Source organism: Micromonospora sp. NPDC047812 (assembly GCF_040704175.1).
Classification (GTDB): Bacteria; Actinomycetota; Actinomycetes; order Mycobacteriales; family Micromonosporaceae; genus Micromonospora.
Window position 1 is genome coordinate 408,447 of sequence record NZ_JBEYRY010000004.1, and the last position, 18,634, is coordinate 427,080.

Sequence of the window (18,634 nt, forward strand, 5' to 3'; positions counted from 1 at the left end):
GACGAGCGCGAAGCTCGCGCGGCCGCGGCGGCGAAGGGGTGCCTGATCTCCATTCCCCGACTGTACGCGGACGCCGCGCCGCCGCCCAGCGCGTTTCGCGGCGGGCGGCGGCGCGGCGGCGGGTCAGACCCCGGACGCGGCGAGGGCCGGCGCGGGGCGGTCGTCGACCCGGCGGGGCGCCTTCCGGTTCGGCAGCGACAGCCGGACGACCTTCTTCCAGGCGGAGAAGACCTGCCGGGGCAGCGAGCCGGTCGTGTACCTCAGCCCGTAGCGGTCGAACAGGGCCCGCACCTCGGGGGCGATCTCCTGGTAGCGGTTGCTGGGCAGGTCCGGGAAGAGGTGGTGCTCGATCTGGAACGACAGGTTGCCGGTCATGATGTGCATCAGCCGGCTGCCGCTGATGTTGGCTGAGCCGAGCATCTGCCGCAGGTACCACTCGCCGCGGGTCTCGCCCTCGATCGAGCGCCTGGAGAAGGTCTCCACGCCCTCCGGGAAGTGCCCGCACATGATCACCGAGTGGCTCCACAGGTTGCGCAGGAGGTTGGCGGTGAAGGTGGCGGCCAGCGTGTGCAGGAACGAGGGCCCCGACAGCAGCGGGTGCACCACGTAGTCCTTGAGTACCTGCCGGCGGATCTTGCGGCCCACCGCCCGGGCCCGGGCCCGGAACTCCGGCTTCTTGTGCCGGCCCTTGCGCAGGTTGCGCCCCAGCTCCAGGTCGTACGCCGCGATGCCGTACTCGAAGAAGCAGGCGTTGATGAAGTTCCACAGCGGCTGGCCCAGGTGGAACGGGTGCCACCGCTGGTCCTCGTCGACGCGCATGATGCCGTAGCCGAGGTCGTTGTCCTTGCCGAGGACGTTCGTGTACGTGTGGTGCAGCTCGTTGTGCGAGTGCTTCCACTGGTCGGCGGGCGAGACGTGGTCCCACTCCCAGGTGGTGGAGTGGATCTTCGGGTCGCGCATCCAGTCCCACTGGCCGTGCAGGACGTTGTGCCCGACCTCCATGTTCTCCAGGATCTTCGCCACCGTCAGGCCGGCCGTGCCCACGATCCAGGCGGGCGGGAAGAGGGAGAACAGCAGCACGACCCGGCTGCCCAGTTCCAGCTTGCGCTGCGTCGAGATGACCCGACGGATGTACGCGGCGTCCCGCTCGCCCCGGTCGGCGACCACCCGGGCGCGGATCGCGTCGAGTTCCCTGCCGATGGTCTCGATGTCCTCGGCGCTCAGGTGGGCGATCGGGTTGTCGGGCTTGTTCTGGATCACGGTCACGTCGGCTACTCCCGTCAGTGGTCGATGTCGCAGGGGCCGGCGGCGGCCGACACACAGGTCTGGATGCGGACGCCGTCACCCGGCACCGCCGTGGTCAGTTCCCCGTTTCGCAGGTCCCGGACCGCGCCCTGGCGCAGCGGCAGGACACAGCCGAAGCAGATGCCCATCCGGCAGCCCGAGGGCATCAGCACCCCGGCGTTCTCGCCGGCGTCGAGCAGCGGGGTGGCGCCGTCGGCGTCGACGGTGACGCCCGAGCGGGCGAAGGTGACGGTGCCGCCCTCGCCGGGCGAGATGACGGTCGGCCGGAACCGCTCGGTGTGCAGCCGGTCGCCGCGCCCCGCGGCCGTCCAGTGCTCCTCGAGGGCGTCGAGCAGGCCGAGCGGGCCGCAGGCCCAGGTCTCCCGGTCGAGGTGGTCGGGCACGAGGCGGTCGAGGTCGGCCACGGTGAGCAGCCCGTCGGTGTCGGTGTGCCGCTCCACCAGCCGGATCGCGCCCCGCGCGGCCAGGTCCCGCAGCTCGGCGCCGAAGATCACGTCGGCGGGGGTGGGCGCCGAGTGCACCACGACGACGTCGGCGTCGCCCGGCACGCCGGCGCGCAGCATCCCCATCACGGGGGTGACGCCGCTGCCCGCGGTCACGAAGAGCACCCGGGCCGGCGGCCGGCCCGGCAGCACGAAGTCGCCCTGGGCCTGGTCGAGCTGGACCAGCGTCCCGGGCCGGGTGCGGCGGACGAGGTGGTTGCTGACGACACCGTCGGGGATGGCCTTCACGGTGACCGAGATCGGCGCTCCCGGGCGGGCGGGGGCGGAGGTGACCGAGTAGGCCCGCCACTGGCGTACGCCGTCGACGTCGACGCCGAGGCGGACGTACTGCCCCGGGGTGTGCCCGCGCCAGTCGCGGCCGGGCCGGATCACCAGCGTCGCCGCGTCGGCGGTCTCGGGGCGCACGGCGAGTATCCGGCCGCGCAGGTCGCCGCCGGAGCGCAGCGGGGCGACCATGTCGAGGTAGTCGTCGGGCAGCAGCGGGGTGGTGACCGACGCGGCCAGCCGAAGGATCCGGCCCCGTAGGGCCGCCTTCCCGGAGGGGTTCGGGACGGTGGTGGTCATGATTCGATGGTCGCCTGCAGAATGGCATAAAATCTTGACCTGCGAAGGTGAACCGGACGAGGCTTTTTGTGCGGAGGGAACAAACGTGTCCGAACGCTCCGAGGCCACGCGGCGCGCGGCCCGCCTCGAGTTGGACGCCCGGGTGGCCGGCGAGCTGCACGACCGGCTGCCCCTGCTCGCCGAGCGCACGGTGACCGCCATCACCGCCGAGGTGCCGAGCTACTCCGGCGCCCTGACCGGCCAGATGCGCGAGAAGATCGAGACGGCGGTGCAGATCGCGCTCGGCACGTTCCTCCAGCTCATCGGGCGCACCCAGGGCGGCGACCCGAGCACCCCGCTCGTCGGCGCGCTGGAGGCCGCGTACGCCCTCGGCAGCGGGGAGGCACGCTCCGGCCGGAGCATGGACGCCCTGCTCGCCGCGTACCGCGTCGGTGCCCGGGTCTCCTGGCGGGAGATGTCCACCACCACTGTGCAGGGCGGATCGTCGGCCGCCACCGTCGCCGAGTTCGCCGAGCTGATGTTCGCGTACATCGACGAGCTCTCCGCCGCCAGCGTGGCCGGCCACGCCGACGAGCTGGCCAGCGCCGGCCGGGCCCGGCGACGCAACCTGGAGCGGCTCACCCAGCGGCTGCTCGCCGGGGAGCCCGAGGAGGCCCTGCTGCGCAGCGCCGAGCGGGCCGACTGGCCGCCGCCGCAGACCCTCACCGTCGTCCTGCTGCCCCGGGCCAACCTCCGCGCGGCGCTCGCGCGGCTGCACCCGCACACCCTCGAGAGCGGCGACGACCTTCCGGCGGGCGGGGCGGGCGAGGACCTGGCGGTGCTGCTGGTGCCCGACACGCACGGCGACCGGCGGCGGCAGCTCGCCCGGGTGCTGCACGGCCGCCGCGCCGTGCTCGGCCCCGCCCGGCCCTGGAGCCTGGTCGCCTCGTCCTACCAGCGGGCGGTCCGGGCCCTGTCGCTCGGCCTGCGCCCGGCCGACGACGGGCCGGCGCTGGACACCGAGGAGCACCTCGCCGAGCTGGTGCTGAGCACCGACCCCGAAGGGCTCGCCGACCTGCGCGCCCGGGTCCTGGCGCCGCTCGCGGCACTGCCGCCCGGCACCGCCGACCGGCTCGCCGAGACCCTGCGCTCCTGGCTGCTGCACCAGGGCCGGCGCGACGACGTGGCCGCCGACCTCTTCGTGCACGCCCAGACCGTCCGCTACCGGATGGGCAAGCTCCGCGAGCTGTACGGCGAGCGCCTGACCGACCCGGCGACCGTCCTCGACCTCACCCTCGCCCTGGCCTTCCCGCCCCGGACCGAGGCCGACGACCCACCGTCCTGACCGGAGCGGCCGTCTCCCGCCGTGGCCGGCCGGTTACGCTGAGGTCAGATACCGGACATACGCGTGCCACCCGTGCACCCGGGATGCCACCCTGGTCCTCCCCCGCCCGCGCTCACCCACCCGGCTGCCGGCCTCCGCCGGAGGCCGCCGGCGTGACCGCCCGGCGGGGCGGACGGGGCCGTCTCCGGTACCGCGACGCCTTCCGCCAGGAGGCCGCCGGAGGGCCCACGGCGAGCGGGAGGACGGGCATGGCGTCGCACACGGGGGACGAGGCCGGGGACGACCGGTCGGCTCCGGCCAGCCGGCCGACACGCTCCGGTGGCACGGGCCGGCTCCGCGACGCGCTCCGGACGACCCCGGCGCTGATCGTGCTCAGCGGCGCCGTACTGGTCGCCGCGCTGGCCGCCACCGCCGCCGTCGCCGTGCAGTCCCGCGCGTCGGCCACCACGCTGGGCGAGCGGTCCGCGGCGACCGCCGTGGGCACCAGCACGACGGCCCGGCAGATCTACCAGGGCCTCGCCGACGCGGACGTCGCCGCCAGCGCCGTCTTCCTGCTGCCGCCCGCCGAGGACCGGCGGGCTCCGCTGGTGGCCGCCTACGACGCGTCCGTGCACGAGGTGGAACGCACGCTGACCGACTCGATGGGCAACGCCGTCGGCGACCCGGACCGCCTGACCCGGCTGGCGACCATCGCCGCCCGGTTGAAGGTCTACCGCGACGTGGTGTGTGCCGCCCTGCGGGTCGCCGGTCCGCTCTCCGCGGCGGCCACGGGCAACCGGCAACCCTGCCCGCCGGCCGGGGCGGCGGAGCAGGCCGGGACGGGCAGTCCGGCGGCCCGCGCGGTGCTCGCCTCGGCCTACGCGCGGGAGGCGTCGCACTACATGTCCACCGAGCTGCTCACCGCGGCCCAGGGCCTGTGGAACTACGACACGAGGCTGCTGCTCGACGCCCGCGCCGACGCCCGCCGCTGGCTGGCCGCGTCCGTGCTGGTGCCGCTGGGCACCCTCGCCGCCCTGGTGGTGGTGCAGGTGTGGCTGCGCCGGCGGACCCGGCGCCGGCTGAACGCGGGCCTGCTGCTGGCCTCGGTGGGCACCACCGCCGTCCTGGCCATGCTGGTCTCCTCGTGGTGGCACTGGCCGGACGCCGACCGGGGCTTCCCGGACCTGGAACGGGCGATCGACGCGCAGAGCGCCACCCAGCAGCGGCTCGGCGCCCTGCTCGCCGGCCGGGCCGACGTCTACCTGGGGCTCGGCGCGAGCGTCGACCCGGCCGGGCACAAGGCGGACTTCGACGGCCGGGACCTCTGCTTCGAGCCGGCGGTCGGGCGGGAACCGCCGAAGGACCGGATCGACTGCACCGCACTGACGGAGGACGTCTGGCCGGCCCGGCAGATCAAGACGCCCAACGCGTTCCGCGACGCGGTCGACACCGTGCTCGCCGAGGGATCGGCGGGCCGGGCGTTCGTCGCCGCCGAGGGGCACCTGCTGACCGAACTGACCACCCGCAACGAGGAGGTCTCCCGGATGGTCGCCGACCTGCCCGAGGCGCGCCGCCACCTGGGCGGCGCGGCCGCCTGGGTCACCCTGCTCGCCGCCGCCGGTGTGGTGGCCGGGCTGCGCCAGCGCCACCTGGAGTACCAGTGACCCTGTCCCGGCGGGCTCCGAAGCGGGCCCGACGCCGCGTCGCGTCGCTCGCGCTCCTGGCGGCGCTGGCCGGGTGCGCCGCGCCCGCGACACCCGCTCCCGCGCCCCCCGCGCGGCCACCGGGCGTGGCCACGACGCCGACCACCGACGCGACCGGCGGGGTCTGCCCGGTGCGCAGCAGCCTCCCGCCCGACCCGACGCCGCCGCGCCGGATCCTCGACAGGGGCGAACTGGTCGCGGGCGTGGACCCGTCCGACGCCACCATGAGCCACTGGGACGCCAGCACCCAGCGGTTCGAGGGTTTCAACATCGAGCTGATGCTGGCGGTGGCCCGCGCCCTCTGGCCGGCCGACGAGCCGCGCAACCGGCTCACCTTCAAGGCGGTGCCGCCCGGTCAGGGCGCCTTCACCATGCTCGACAAGGGTGAGATCGACGTCGTCGCCACGTCGCTGACCGCGTCCTGCGAGCGGGCCCGGCGGGTGCTGTTCTCCAACGACTACCTCGACTCCGGGCAGACGGTGCTGGTCCGCAGGCGCGCCGACGGCACGCCCGAGTTCGCGGGCATGGAACAGCTCGGCGGCCGGCGGGTCTGCGCCGCCACGAACACCACCTCGCTGGCGATGATCGCCGGCTACCGCACCACGGGAGGTCTGCGTCCGGTCCCGGTGCACGCTCCGCACCCGGTCGACTGCCTGGTCATGCTGCGTCAGGGCCAGGTCGACGGGGTCAGCACCGACGACAACATCCTGCTGGGCTTCGCCCGGATGGCCCCGGACACGACGCTGGTGACCGAGGCGCCCCGGGCGGAGCGGCGGTCCTGCGCATACCACCGCGACGAGAACTGCACCTGGTTCACCGACGAGCCGCACGCCTTCGCGTTCCGCCTCACCGACGGCCGGGACCTGGTCGCGTTCGTCAACCACGTGCTGGCGCAGCCGCGTACGGCGGTGGTGTGGCAGCAGGCCCACGACCGGTGGCTCGCCGGCCACCGGGACCGGGGCATGCCGTCGCCGGGGCCGGTCACCACCGTGTGGCCGCCACCGGACCCCGCGCCGGCCACCCCCCGGCCGGCCGACTGATGGGCGGTGGGCGAATGGCCGTGCGGGAAAGTCTCGACGCCACCCTGGCCGCGCACGCCTGGGTCTGCGAGCACCTGCTCGACGTGCAGCAACTGGTGACGGACGCCTTCCGGCAGCCCGACGGTCCGGCCGCCGCGCCCGCGCAGGAGGCGCGGGAGCTGCTGCACCGGCTCGGCTGCCTGTCGCTGGCCCTCGACCGGCTGGTGGACGACCTCGACGGGATCGACCGGTCGACGGACGCGGGCGAGCAGGCCCTGGCCCGGCTGCTGGCCGACCCGTGCCAGGTCCGGTTCACCGCGGCCACCGGCGAGCCGGTGCAGGTGCAGGCGATGGGCGTCCAGGAGATCCTGGTCGCGGCCCGCGAACACGTGGTCCGGATCCACCGGATCGTCGACGCGTACGGCCGCGACCGGCTGGCGGTCCGGGCCCAGCGGCTGCGCTCCTCGGTCGAGCGGCTCCGGCAGCTCGCGGCGGAGGCCGCCGGCGAGGGGCTGGGCGACGGGACGGATCCCCTGGCGGCGCTCGCGGTCGACGGGCTGCTGGACCGGCTGACCGCCGCCGAGGCGGCGGGCCGTGGCCAGTGGTGGCGGGGCGACGTCCAGCCCGAACGCGACGACGGGTCGCTACGGGCCGCCGTCGACCGCGCGGTCGAGCGGACCGACACCGCGCGGCGCCGGCTGCGCCGGGGCTGCCACGCGGAGCTGACCGGCCGGCTGGAGGCGTACCGGCAGAAGGCCGCCGACGAGGGCCGGGCCGAGCACCCGCAGGTCGAGCGGGCCTACCGGGAGGCGCTCGCCGCGCTGCGCCCCGACGCCTTCGCCGTCACCGCCGCGAGCCGGGCGGTACGGGCCTACCAGCGGGCCGTGAACGGGGGTACGCGATGACGGCGAGCCGCGGCTGCGCGGAGCGCAACTGCCCCGGCACCGTCGACCAGGACGGGTTCTGCCGGCTGTGGGGGCACGAGTGCGCCGGGGCCGGCGCGGGTGCCGGGCCCGGCGCCGTCGGCGGGCCGGTCCGGCTCGCGGAGGCCGACCCACGGCCGCTGCGGACGACGTCCCGGCCGTGGGAGCGACCGGCCGTGCTGCCGACCGCGCGCCCCCACGACCCCCTGACGGCGGTGGTGTCGCAGCCGGTCGTGCCCGAGCACTCCCGCTACTGCGGCAACACGAGGTGCCCCCGCCACCGCGGTCCCCGGCTGCCCCGGGTCGCCGGCTTCTGCCCCGACTGCGGCACCCGGTACTCCTTCACCCCGCCCCTGGCCGACGGCGACCTGCGCGCCGGGCGCTACCGGATCGAGGGCTGCCTGGGCAACGGCGGGGTCGGCTGGGTGTTCCTCGCCCGGGACGAGGACATGGACGGCGCCTGGCGGGTGCTGAAGGGGCAGCGCAACCCGGAGGACCGGGAGGCCATCGCGGCGTTCGTCGCCGAACGGCAGGCGCTGATCGCGCTGAACCACCCGCGGATCGTCACCATCACCCACGCGCTGCGGCCCGAGTCCGACCGGGACGCCGGCTACCTGGTGATGGAGTACGTCAACGGCGGCACCCTGGAGGAGGCCCGCAGCGCGGCCGGCCCGGGCGGCGGGTCCTGCGCCGTGGACGTGGCGCAGGCGCTGGGCTACGCCGTGCAGATCCTCGACGCCTTCGAGTACCTGCACGACCAGGGCTGGCTGTACTGCGACCTGAAGCCCGAGAACGTGATGCGGGTCGGCGGCCAGGGCACCAACGACCCGATCAAGCTGGTCGACTTCGGCGCGGCCCGCCGGATCGACAACACGGTGAGCCCGGCGTGGGGCACCGTGGGCTACACCGCGCCGGAGGTCGAGCGGCTGGGACCCGCCGGTCCGAGCGTGCGGTCGGACCTCTACACCGTCGGCCGGACGCTGGCCGCGCTGACCCTGGTCCCCCGCTCCACCGAGGTGACCCGGATCCCGCCGGGGCAGGACGTGCTGCGGCTGCCCGTGCCCGCGCGGCTCGACCCGTTCCTGCGGCTGCTCGCCCGCGCCACCGCCGCCGAACCGGAGGACCGGTTCGCCTCGGCGGCCGAGATGCGCGAACAGGTCCGGGGGGTACGACGGCAGGTCAGCTCGGCGACCGACGGCGTGCCCCGGCCGACCCGCTCCACCCTGTTCAGCCCGTCCGCGTGCGCCTTCGCCCTGCACACCGACCGCGACGCCCTGGACGTCGTGGAGATCATGCTCGGCCTGCCCGTGCCCCTGGTCGACGGCGCCGACCCGGCCGCCGGGTTCCTCGCCTCGCTCGGCTCCGCCGACCCGGCCGAGCTCATCGAGCTGTTGCGGACCGCCCCGGAACGGACCGCCCAGGTGACCTACCGTGCCGTCCGGGCCCACCTCGCCACCGGACGGGTGGACGAGGCCGGCCCGTTGCTCGCCGACTTCCCCGAGGAGTTGCGGGACTGGGCACTGTGGTGGCACCGCGGCCTGGTGGCCCTGGTGGGGCGGGACGCCGCCACCGCCCGACGCTGGTTCGGGCAGGTCTACGGCTGGCTGCCGGGCGAGGTGTCCACGCGGCTCGCGTACGCGGTGGCCTGCGAACTCGACGGTGACCCGCGCACGGCGGCCGACCACTACCGGGGGGTGTGGGACGCCGACCCGGGCGTGGTGGGCGCGGCTTTCGGGCTGGCCCGCTGCCTGCTGGAGACGGCGGACGCGCGCAGCGCGGCGGACGCCCTGCTGCGGGTGCCGGAGTCCTCCCGCGCCTCGACGGCGGCGGTGACCTGCGCGGTGCGGATCCTGCTCGACGCGCCGGACGACGGGCACCGGCTCGACACGGCGCTCGACGCCGCCGCGATCGTCGACAAGCTGCCCCCGTTCGGCGAACGCGAGGAGGTGGAGGCGCACATCCTGCGGATCGCGCTGGACTGCGACCTGACCGAGGGGCGCCACGGCGGCCGGCGGCTGTTCGGTCACCGGCTCGACGAGGACGCCCTCCGCCGCGCCTTCGAGCGCCGCTGCCGCTCCCGCGCCCGGCGCACCGCCGACCGGCGCGAACGGATCGCGCTCGTCGAACTGGCCAACGCGTACCGGCCGGTGACGTGGTGGTGATCCCGGCCGCCGGCCCCGACGGAAAGAGGTCACCCGTGTCCCCCGCCAACGATCTGCCGCTGCGGCTGCGCGTGCACCACACCGAGTGCGTCTCCGCCGACGGGGCGGTCCTCGACGTGGTCGCCACCGTCCGGGGCGAGGAAGCCGTCCACGCGGACGTCCGGCACGACGACCTCGCGGAGGTGATCCTGCTCGACTCCTCGGGCTCGATGGGCGCGCCCCAGGCGAAGATGCGCGCCGCCAGGCAGGCCACCGCCGCGGCCATCGACGCCCTGCCCGACGGGGTCGCGTTCGCGGTGGTGGCCGGCACCGCCCACGCCACCATGGTCTACCCGGGCGACCGGCGGCTGGCGGTCGCCGACGAGACCACCCGGGCCGCCGCCCGCAACGCGCTGCGGCACGTGACGCCGCACGGCGGCACCGCCATCGGCACGTGGCTGCTGCTGGCCCGCCACCTGCTGGCCACGCGGCCGGACGCGATCGGGCACGTCATCCTGCTCACCGACGGGCGCAACGAGTCCCAGCGCCCCGCCGACCTGCGGGCGGCGGTGGACGACTGCGTGGGCCGGTTCACCGTCGACTGCCGCGCCATCGGCTCCGCCGACGGCGTGCACGACTGGGACGCGGCGGAGCTGCTCGGCATCGCGGAGGCGTTGGGCGCCAACCCCGTCGTGCCGGTCGAGGACCTCACCGGGCTCGCCGACGACTTCCGGGCGGTGCTGACCCGCGCGATGTCCCGGCGGGTCCCCGACGTCCGGCTCCGGGTGCGCACGACCGGGCTGGCCCGGGTCCGCTTCGTCAAGCAGGTGCACCCGGCGCTCGCCGACCTGAGCGGGCGCGGCGAGCCGGCCGGCGAGCTGGGCACCGACTACCCGGTCGGCGCGTGGAGCCCGCACGACCAGCGGGACTACCACGTCGCCCTGGAGGTCGACGCGATGGTGCCCGGGGCCCGGCGGCGCATCGGCTGGCTGAGCGTCCACGCGGGGGCGGACAGCACGCCGGTGGAGGCGCCGCTCGACGTGGAGTGGACCGAGGACGCCCTGCGGTACTCGGAGATCAACGAGAGCGTCGCGTACTACACCCGCCAGCAGGACTACGCGGCGGCGGTCCAGCGGGGGCTGGCGGCCGCCCGGGCGGGTCGGGTCGCCGAGGCGGAGGAGCACCTCGGGCGCGCGGTGGCGCTCGCCCACGCCTCGGGCCGCGACGACGACGTCGCCCTGCTCGCCCGCGTCGTGGACGTCCTGGACGCCGCCGGCGGCCGGGTCCGCCTCAAGCCCGACGTCGACGCCCGGCTCACGCAGTCCTCCCTGGTCGTGGCCCACCAGACGTCGCGGTGGGGACCGCAGGAGCCGCCGGCGCAGCGGGACAAGCCGGCCGGACCGCCCGCGCCGTGGCGGCACTGCGGAGAGGAGCAGAGCGGCGCGTACTGCGAGGGATGCGGCGCCCACCACCTGTCGGCGGACCGGCCCGCCGGGCGGTCCTGACCGCTGATGGACCTGGACGTCTCGGACAAGGTCGCCAGCGTCGTCAGCGGCACCCTGGCGCTCGCCACCGCGGTCGTCGCCGTCCGCCGCCACACCCGGGGCCGGCGCGGCTGGTGGACCTCGTTGCGCCCGGTCTGGCGCGGCGAGGCGGACGCCGGCATCGTCCACCCGCACCGCTTCGGCGGCTACGTCAAACCGCTGTCCGAGGTGTACGTGCCGCGCCGCGCGGTGCCGCGACTCGCCACGTCCGGCGACGGCGTCGACGTGGCGGACCTGCTCACCGGCACCGGCAACGTGCTGCTGATCGGGGAGCCGGGCAGCGGGAAGACGGCGCTCGTCCGCTACGAGAGCGCCCGGTCGGCGCGGCGGTGGCTCGCCGGGCGCGGCCGACGCCGGCGCTCCCCGCCCGGTCCGGTGCTGGTGAGCCTGCCGGCCACCGCCCTGGTGCACCAGACGCTGCCCGCGGCGCTCGCCGAGGCGTACCCGCGGGAGGGCGTCCCGCTCGACGTCGAGCAGGCCCCCGCCCCCGGCCGGCGGTGGCTGGTCTGCGTCGACGCGCTCGACGCCGTCGCCGACCCGGACGAGCGGGCCGTCGTCCTCAACCGCCTCGCGGAGCTGGCCCGCTCCCCCGGCCCGTCCGGCCCGCCGAGGCCCTGGCGGGTCCTGGTGACCACGCGGCACCTGGCGGAGGACGAGCTGGCCGTGCTGGGCGACGGCTATCCGGCGTACCACCTGGCGCACTTCACCGACGCGGACGTGGCGCTGCTGGCGGCCCGCTGGTTCCCCGACGGTGCCACGGCCCGCAGGTTCCTGGACTGGACCCACGCCCAGCGCATCACCGAGCCGGTACACAATCCGCTCACCGCCACCGTCGCGGTGCTGGTCTGGGAGGGCGGGCAGGCGGAGGCGGCCACGCGGCCGGGCCCGGCCGCCCTGCTCGACGAGTTCGTCCGCGCCCTGCTGCGCGGCGGCCGGACCAGCCTCGACGCCGCCTGCGCGGCGCTGCGGCGCGGCCCGCCCGAGGGCGCGGCGGTCGCCGCCTGGCTGGACACCCGGCACACCGACCTCGTCGAGGTGGCGGCGACCGCCGCCGTCGCCGGGCGCGACCCGGTGGCGGCGGTCGTCGACTGGTCGGCGGCCCACGCCCCGGCTTCCCCGGCGGCGGTGCTGCCCGACTGGCCCGCGCACGTACGGCAGATCCTGCTCGCCACCGACCTCTTCCGGGCCGACCGCCACGCCCTGGCGTCGGTCTGGCCCAGCCTGGTGGAGTACCTGGCCGCCGGGCCGCTCGCCCGCGACTGGCGGCCGGACGAATGGGTGACGCTGATGAACACCGGCTCGGCGCGGTTCGTCGCGTTGCAGGCGATCAGCCGGGCCGCCGTCACGCCGGCCTTCCTGCGCGCCCGGCTGACCGAGCCGGTCGGGGCGATCGCCGCCGGTCACCTGCTCGCCGGCCGGGGCACGGCCGCCGCCGGCGCGCCGTCGTTCCGGGCGGACGTGCTGGCGGCGCTGCTCACCCACTGGTCCGGCGGCGCGGACGGTCCCGGCGGCCGGGACGCCGCCCGCGAGTGCTTCTCGCTGTTGACGACGCTGGCGGCGGACCGGGCCGACCGGGACCTGCTGCACGAGATCGCCACGGATCCGCGGCGACCGGGTGAGGTCCGCCGGGCCGCGGCGCTCTTCTTCGCCCTACGCACCCGCAACGCCCACCGCTCCGGGCCGGCGGAGTGACCGCTGGCCCGACGGGGCGGTGGGCGTTGCGGGCGTTCGCCTACGCCGCCCGCTGCGGGCCGACGACGGCCCAGCACAGGCCGGCGGGATCGCGCAGCGTCACCTGGCGCGACGGATCCGCCGGGGTCTCCACCCGGGCACCGGCGGCCACCGCCCGCCGCAGCACCGACTCGGGGTCGGTCCGCTCGATGGTCAACACGTCGTCGCGGCCCTCGGCCGTCGACGGCGTGCCCGCCTCGTACCACTCGCTGACGGTCAGGCGGTGGCCGCCGACGGCCAGTTCCGCGTGCAGTACGCGCCCGTCGAGCAGGCACTCCCGCTCGATCGCGACGGCGTCGAAGACATCCGTGTAGAAGGCGATGGCCTCGTTCGTGTCGCTGACCGTCAGGTGGGGACCCGGCCGGTGGTTCTGTGCCCTCATGTGACTGGTGCCGCCCTTCCCCTACTCGGCGATCCTGGTCCGACCGGTCCAGCGGAAGACCACCGGAAGGTCGACCGCCGGCGGGGTGGCGCCCCGTTCGAAGTGCTCGTACCCGCCGTAGTGCAGGACCTTGATCTTCTCCTCCGCCCGCGCCACCTGGCGGTTGCGCAGGTCGGCCGGCAGATCGGCCGGACCGCCCTCCAGGACGACGTCGATGACGCCGACCGCGTCCCGGGTGACCGGATCAGCTTGCGAAACGTCCTTCATGGCACGACCTCCGTCGCATTCCGCACACCTCGGACGAGCCGCCGCACGGCGGCGGACGCGTCCACACAGGCCTGACGACACCCGTTGCCGGGTGAACGGACGCTTCGCGGTCGAACGTCCTTGTCCGGTGACCGGCCGCCCGTTCTGCTCCGAACGTAATCCAGATCACATTCGGCGGACACCCTTAGGGCACCCCTAGGAACGGCCCTGGGCAGCCACGACATCCCCCGCACCGAACACGCGAGTGCGGAGGATCACTCCCAGCGGAAGAACCGGGTGGCCGCCACGGAACCGACCACGGCCGTCACCGCCAGGGCGATCAGCTGCGGCAGCTCCGGATTGGCGCCCGCCCACGCCGCACCGAGCGTGTCCACCGTGGCACCCAGCGGCGAGTAGTCGGCGATGGCGGCCAGCGCGCTCGGCATCCGGTCGCGGGGCAGCCAGGCACCGGCCAGGAAGAGCAGCGGGAAGAACAGCGCGGGGCCGATCGACTGCGCCGCCCGGGCGGACGGCGCCAGCGCCGCGATCAGCAGACCGACGGCGAAGAGGCACGCCACCCCGAGCAGGAAGGCCAGCACGAACCCGGGAACGTTGGCCGGCGCCGGCTGGTCCAGCAGGAAGCGTACGGCGATCGCGGTGACCACCGCCCCGAGGACGCCCATCACGAGGTTGACCACCACCTGGGCCACCAGCAGGAGGCCGGGCTGCACCGGGGTGGTCGCCAGGCGGCGCAGCACCCGGCGTTCCCGGTAGATGCCCAGCGCCATCGGCAGGGTGAAGAGCGCGAGCATGCCGATGGTCAGGGCCAGCGCCAGGGACGGCAGGAAGGTCTGCTCGGCGTGCTGGCCGGTGTCGGCGGCGGTGCCGGCGCGCTGCGGCAGCCCGAAGACGAGCATCAGGCCGATCGGCAGGGCGAAGACGAAGAACAACGACACCGGCTCCCGGAGGAACAGCTTCGTCTCGACGGCGATCAGCTTGGACAGGGCGCTCACGACGACCTCCCGTCGGTCGGGGACTGCGCGGCGATCCGGCCCGAGCGGCCGGTGAGGGAGACGAACGCGTCGTCGAGGGTCGGCTGCTCGACGCGGAGCGCCGTGTACTCGATCCCGCGCCCGTTGAGCACGGACATGACCGACTGGAGCACGTCCTTCGTGCCGGTCACCGTCACCTCGTCGCCGTGGCGGGACACCCCCGTCACGTCGGGCGCCGCGAGCAGCAGGGCGTCCTCGACCGGCTCGGCGGGACGGAAGTACACCCGGTGCTCGCTGCCGACCCGGGTGAGCAGGCCGGCGGGGCTGTCGATGGCCACCACCCGGCCCTTGTCGATGATCGCGAGCCGGTCGCAGAGGCGTTGCGCCTCCTCCATGAAGTGGGTGACCAGCACGACGGTGACGCCCCGGTCGCGGATCCGCTCGACCAGGTCCCAGGTGTCCCGGCGACCTTGCGGGTCGAGGCCGGTGGTCAGCTCGTCGAGGATGGCGACCTCCGGCCTGCCGACCAGTGCCAGCGCCACCGACAGCCGCTGCTTCTGCCCGCCGGAGAGCTTCTGGAAGTAGGTGTTGCGCTGCTCGGCCAGGCCGAGGTCGGTCAGCAGCTCGTCGATGTCGGCCCGGTTGCGGTAGAAGGACCGGTACAGGTCCAGCGCCTCCCACACCCGCACCTTGTCCGGCAGCTGGCTCTCCTGGAGCTGGGCGCCGACGCGCTGCCGCACCTCGGTGCGGTCGCGGATCGGGTCGAGCCCGAGCACCCGGATGGTGCCGCCGTCGGCACGACGCAACCCCTGCACGCACTCGACCGTGGTGGTCTTGCCGGCCCCGTTCGGACCGAGCACGCCGAAGATCTCGCCCTGTTCCACGGTGAAGGAGACGTCGTCGACCGCGATCTTCTCGCCGTACCGTTTCTGCAGATGATCGACTTCGATGACCGGCATGGGGGGTGGTCCTCCTTCACGTGCGGGTTGCCGTCGAGAAGGGCGGGACCCCTCGGCTGATCGCGGCGTCGGCTTGCGGGAACGGGCCGGTGCCGGCCGGAGCCAGGCCGGCCGACGCCCGACATCATCCGGCCAACCGATGCGTCGATCAACTGATCAGCTGACAAATCGGGGGTATCGAACCGGGAATCGGCCCGGGACAGGGGTGCCGGCCGCGAACGCGGCGCGGGGGCAGGGGTGCCGACCGGTCACCGCAGGTGTCCGTCCACGCGTGCCGGTCACCCACGGGCCGGGCAGAACGGCAGCAGCTCGTCGAGTCGGGTCAGGACGACGTCCGGGCCGGCGGCGCGCAGGGTCTCCTCGTCGGACTCGCCCCACAGCGCCGCCACCGCCAGCACCCCCGCCGCCCGCGCGCTGGCCAGGTCGCTGGGCGCGTCGCCGACCATCAGCGCCTCACCGGGGCGGGCCCCGAGCAGCCGCAGCGCCCGCCGCACGATGTCCGGAGCGGGCTTCGGCCGGGGCACCTCGTCCGAGCCCACCACGTGGTCGACCAGCGGCAGCAGACCGAGCCGGCCGAGCAGGTCGCGGGCGCGGACTCCGCTGCGGCCGGTGGCCACGGCCAGCCCGATCCCCCGCGCGCGCAGGGTGCGGAGGAGCTCCGGCACCCCGTCGACGGGGGTGACCCGGTGCGCGAGGCGGTTGCTCTCCCGCACGAAGGGTCCGGCCAGCGCCGCCGGCAGGCCCATCAGCTCCAGCACCTCCGGCAGGTAGCGGCCCGGATGGCGGCAGTACTCCTCGACCGGCGCGACGCCGTCGCCGACCACCTCGGCGTACGCGAGGGCGAACGCCTCCCTGGCCACGGCGAGGCTGTCGACCAGCACCCCGTCGAGGTCGAGCACCACGGCCCGGACACCGCCCGGTACCGCCGTCCACGCCGCCGCCTCCGCGACCACCGACGCCACCTCCCGCCCGTCCGACCCGCCGCGCCGGCCGGTAGGGGTGGCAGGCCGGGGTGCCCACGACTACGGTCAGGACCGTCGTCCCGGGCCCGCCCGCGCGGCGCGCCGCGCCCACCTGGATCCGCCGGCGCCCCACCGACCCTACCGGCGTCCCGGGTGCCCGCCGTCGGCGTGCCGCGGCACGCCCGGCCGGACCGGTCCGGACCCGAGCCGCTGGAGAGGGGTCGCACCATGCCGCTGCTGAGCTGGCTCGCGAGAGGCACCGACGATCGTCCGGACGCGATCCGGGTCGACGACCGGGCGGTGTCCTGGGTGGAGCTGCGCCGCCTGGCCGCCGCGGTGGCCGACGAGCTGCGCGGCGTCGACCGGGTGGCGATCGAGGCCACCGCCACCCTGGAGACGGTGGTCGGGGTGGTCGGCGCGCTGACCGCCGGAGCGGCGGTCGTCCCGGTCCCGCCGGACGCCGGGCCGATGGAGCGCGACCACATCCTGCGTGACTCGGGGTCGACGGCGCTGCTGGTCCCGGCCGGCGCGGAGCGCGCCGCCGGGGGCGCGGGCCGGGCCGTCGTGCCCGTCGACCTGACCCGGCGCTCGGACACCGTCCACCCCGAGCCGGACCCGGCCCGCACCGCGGTGATCCTCTACACCAGCGGCACCACCGGCGCCCCGAAGGGCGCCGTGATCTCCCGCCGTGCGGTCGCCGCCTGCCTGGACGGCCTCGCCGACGCCTGGGCGTGGACGCCGGACGACCTGCTGGTGCACGGCCTGCCGCTGTTCCACGTGCACGGGCTGGTGCTCGGCGTGCTCGGGCCGCTGCGGCTGGGCAGCCGGCTGCACCACGTGGGCCGGCCGCGACCCGAGCGGTACGCCGCCGCCAACGGCTCGATGTACTTCGGCGTGCCGACCGTGTGGTCCCGGATCGCCGCCGACCCGGACGCGGCACGGGCGCTGCGCCCGGCGCGGCTGCTCGTCTCGGGCAGCGCGGCGCTGCCGGCGGCGGTCTTCGCGGACCTCGCCACCCTCACCGGGCACCGGCCCGTCGAGCGGTACGGGATGACCGAGACCCTGATCACGGTGAGCGCCCGGGCGGACGGCCCGCGCCGGCCGGGCACCGTCGGGCTGCCGCTGCCGGGGGTGCGTACGCGGCTGGTCGACGAGAACGGCGCCACGCTCCCCGCCGACGGGGTGGCGATGGGCGAGCTCCAGGTCGACGGCCCCACCCTGTTCGACGGGTACCTGAACCGTCCGGACGCCGACGCGGCGAGCCGCACCCCGGACGGCTGGTTCCGCACCGGGGACGTCGCCACCGTCGACCCGGACGGCTGGCACCGGATCGTCGGCCGGGCGTCCACCGACCTGATCAAGAGCGGTGGCTACCGGATCGGCGCGGGCGAGGTGGAGGACGCCCTGCTGGCGCACCCGGGGGTCCGCGAGGCAGCCGTGGTGGGCACCCCGCACCCCGACCTCGGCCAGCAGGTCACCGCGTACGTGGTGGGCGACGGGGTGGACGGGGCCGAGCTGATCGACTTCGTGGCCCGGCACCTGTCGGCGCACAAGCGGCCCCGCGAGGTACGCCTGGTCGACGCGCTGCCCCGCAACGCCCTCGGCAAGGTGCAGAAGACCCGGCTGACGGCGGACTAGGGCTGGACGGCCGGGATGCTGATCGCGGTGGCCACCAGTCCCCGGTCGACCAGGAACCTGCCGGCGAAGGCCGTCACCGGGGTCCCGCCGAGGACCGGGCCGGGCACCAGCAACCGGGCCTCGAAGGTGCCGGCCGGATCGATCACGATGTCCGCCTCGGAGAAGTCCAGCCACCGGCCGGTGAGCGGGAACCACGCCTTGTACACCGCCTCCTTCGCGCTGAACAGCAGGCGGTCCCAGCAGACGGCGGGGCGGGCCGCGCCCAGCGTGGCGGTGCGCTCCCGCTCGGCCGGCAGGGCGATCGCGTCGAGCACCCCGTCGGGCAGCGGCGCGTGCGGCTCCGCGTCCACGCCGAGGGTGGCGAAGGCGGTCGTACGGCCGAGGACCGCCGCCCGGTAGCCGTCGCAGTGCGTCATGCTGCCGACCACCCCGGCCGGCCAGACCGGGGCGCCACGGGCGCCGGAGACGATCGGCGCCGGCGCGAGGCCCAGCTCGCCGAGGGCGGTGCGGGCGCAGTGCCGCACGGTGGTGAACTCCCGGCGACGCTTCTCCACCGACCGGGCCACCAGCGCCTCTTCCTCGGGGAACAGGGTCAGGCCGGCGGGGTCCGTGAAGGCCTCGGCCACCGCCACGGCGGGAGGCAGGATCTGCTCGATCACGTCCGCCGATGTTAGGCGCTGTGGCAACCCTCGCCGCCCCCGCACCGGCGGTACCGTGCA

At 75.6% G+C, this 18,634-nt stretch carries 16 protein-coding genes; 8 read left to right on the forward strand and 8 right to left on the reverse strand.

Translation table 11 applies throughout. The features are described from left to right. Window positions 1-123 precede the first annotated feature (123 nt). Both AB0883_RS19730 and AB0883_RS19735 read right to left on the reverse strand, forming a co-directional pair. Window positions 124-1,266, reverse strand: a complete 1,143-nt coding sequence (locus AB0883_RS19730; protein ID WP_366642611.1) for an acyl-CoA desaturase — start codon at window positions 1,264-1,266, stop codon at window positions 124-126. Between the two features lie 14 nt (window positions 1,267-1,280). Then, the gene (locus AB0883_RS19735) at window positions 1,281-2,372 is read right to left on the reverse strand and encodes a ferredoxin reductase (RefSeq protein ID WP_366642612.1); all 1,092 of its coding nucleotides are present in this window, start codon (window positions 2,370-2,372) and stop codon (window positions 1,281-1,283) included. Window positions 2,373-2,457: 85 nt separating this feature from the next. Here AB0883_RS19735 and AB0883_RS19740 point away from each other — a divergent pair, with 85 nt between their 5' ends. The 7 genes from AB0883_RS19740 (at window position 2,458) to AB0883_RS19770 (ending at window position 12,697) form a co-directional block, all read left to right on the forward strand. After that, window positions 2,458-3,696 (forward strand): helix-turn-helix domain-containing protein, encoded by a 1,239-nt coding sequence (locus AB0883_RS19740; protein WP_366642613.1) that lies wholly within the window; start codon window positions 2,458-2,460, stop codon window positions 3,694-3,696. 248 nt (window positions 3,697-3,944) lie between these two features. Next, complete coding sequence (locus AB0883_RS19745) at window positions 3,945-5,339, forward strand: hypothetical protein (protein WP_366642614.1); 1,395 nt, start codon at window positions 3,945-3,947, stop codon at window positions 5,337-5,339. Beyond that, a complete protein-coding gene (locus tag AB0883_RS19750; protein WP_366642615.1) occupies window positions 5,336-6,418 on the forward strand; it encodes a transporter substrate-binding domain-containing protein in 1,083 nt (360 codons plus the stop codon). The genes AB0883_RS19745 and AB0883_RS19750 overlap by 4 nt, the downstream gene beginning before the upstream one ends. A 14-nt stretch (window positions 6,419-6,432) precedes the next feature. Continuing rightward, on the forward strand, window positions 6,433-7,302 hold the full coding sequence (locus AB0883_RS19755) for a hypothetical protein (RefSeq protein WP_366642616.1): 870 nt from the start codon (window positions 6,433-6,435) through the stop codon (window positions 7,300-7,302). Beyond that, window positions 7,299-9,482, forward strand: coding sequence for a tetratricopeptide repeat protein (locus AB0883_RS19760; RefSeq protein WP_366642617.1), 2,184 nt, complete (start codon window positions 7,299-7,301; stop codon window positions 9,480-9,482). The genes AB0883_RS19755 and AB0883_RS19760 overlap by 4 nt, the downstream gene beginning before the upstream one ends. Window positions 9,483-9,517: 35 nt before the next feature. Beyond that, window positions 9,518-10,966 carry a VWA domain-containing protein gene (locus tag AB0883_RS19765; RefSeq protein ID WP_366642618.1) on the forward strand — a complete coding sequence of 483 codons (1,449 nt, stop codon included), beginning with the start codon at window positions 9,518-9,520 and terminating at the stop codon, window positions 10,964-10,966. A gap of 6 nt (window positions 10,967-10,972) precedes the next feature. Next, window positions 10,973-12,697, forward strand: a complete 1,725-nt coding sequence (locus tag AB0883_RS19770) for a hypothetical protein (protein WP_366642619.1) — start codon at window positions 10,973-10,975, stop codon at window positions 12,695-12,697. A gap of 40 nt (window positions 12,698-12,737) precedes the next feature. On the opposite strand, the gene AB0883_RS19775 is transcribed toward AB0883_RS19770, so the two are convergent. From AB0883_RS19775 to AB0883_RS19795, 5 genes are all read right to left on the reverse strand, one after another. Then, complete coding sequence (locus AB0883_RS19775; protein WP_366642620.1) at window positions 12,738-13,118, reverse strand: VOC family protein; 381 nt, start codon at window positions 13,116-13,118, stop codon at window positions 12,738-12,740. Window positions 13,119-13,139: 21 nt separating this feature from the next. Further along, a complete protein-coding gene (locus tag AB0883_RS19780) occupies window positions 13,140-13,385 on the reverse strand; it encodes a DUF5988 family protein (protein ID WP_366642621.1) in 246 nt (81 codons plus the stop codon). 254 nt (window positions 13,386-13,639) lie between these two features. Then, window positions 13,640-14,377, reverse strand: coding sequence for an ABC transporter permease (locus AB0883_RS19785; protein ID WP_366642622.1), 738 nt, complete (start codon window positions 14,375-14,377; stop codon window positions 13,640-13,642). After that, complete coding sequence (locus AB0883_RS19790; RefSeq protein ID WP_366642623.1) at window positions 14,374-15,315, reverse strand: ABC transporter ATP-binding protein; 942 nt, start codon at window positions 15,313-15,315, stop codon at window positions 14,374-14,376. The genes AB0883_RS19785 and AB0883_RS19790 overlap by 4 nt, the downstream gene beginning before the upstream one ends. 278 nt (window positions 15,316-15,593) lie before the next feature. Continuing rightward, the gene (locus AB0883_RS19795) at window positions 15,594-16,268 is read right to left on the reverse strand and encodes an HAD-IA family hydrolase (protein WP_366642624.1); all 675 of its coding nucleotides are present in this window, start codon (window positions 16,266-16,268) and stop codon (window positions 15,594-15,596) included. A gap of 237 nt (window positions 16,269-16,505) precedes the next feature. On the opposite strand from AB0883_RS19795, the gene AB0883_RS19800 reads away from it, so the two are divergent. Further along, entirely contained in the window at window positions 16,506-17,915 is a 1,410-nt protein-coding gene (locus AB0883_RS19800; RefSeq protein WP_366642625.1) for an acyl-CoA synthetase, read from the forward strand. Here AB0883_RS19800 and AB0883_RS19805 read toward each other — a convergent pair. Further along, window positions 17,912-18,574: a 4'-phosphopantetheinyl transferase superfamily protein gene (locus AB0883_RS19805; protein ID WP_366642626.1), complete on the reverse strand. Its 663-nt coding sequence runs from the start codon at window positions 18,572-18,574 to the stop codon at window positions 17,912-17,914. The genes AB0883_RS19800 and AB0883_RS19805 overlap by 4 nt on opposite strands. Window positions 18,575-18,634 lie beyond the last annotated feature (60 nt).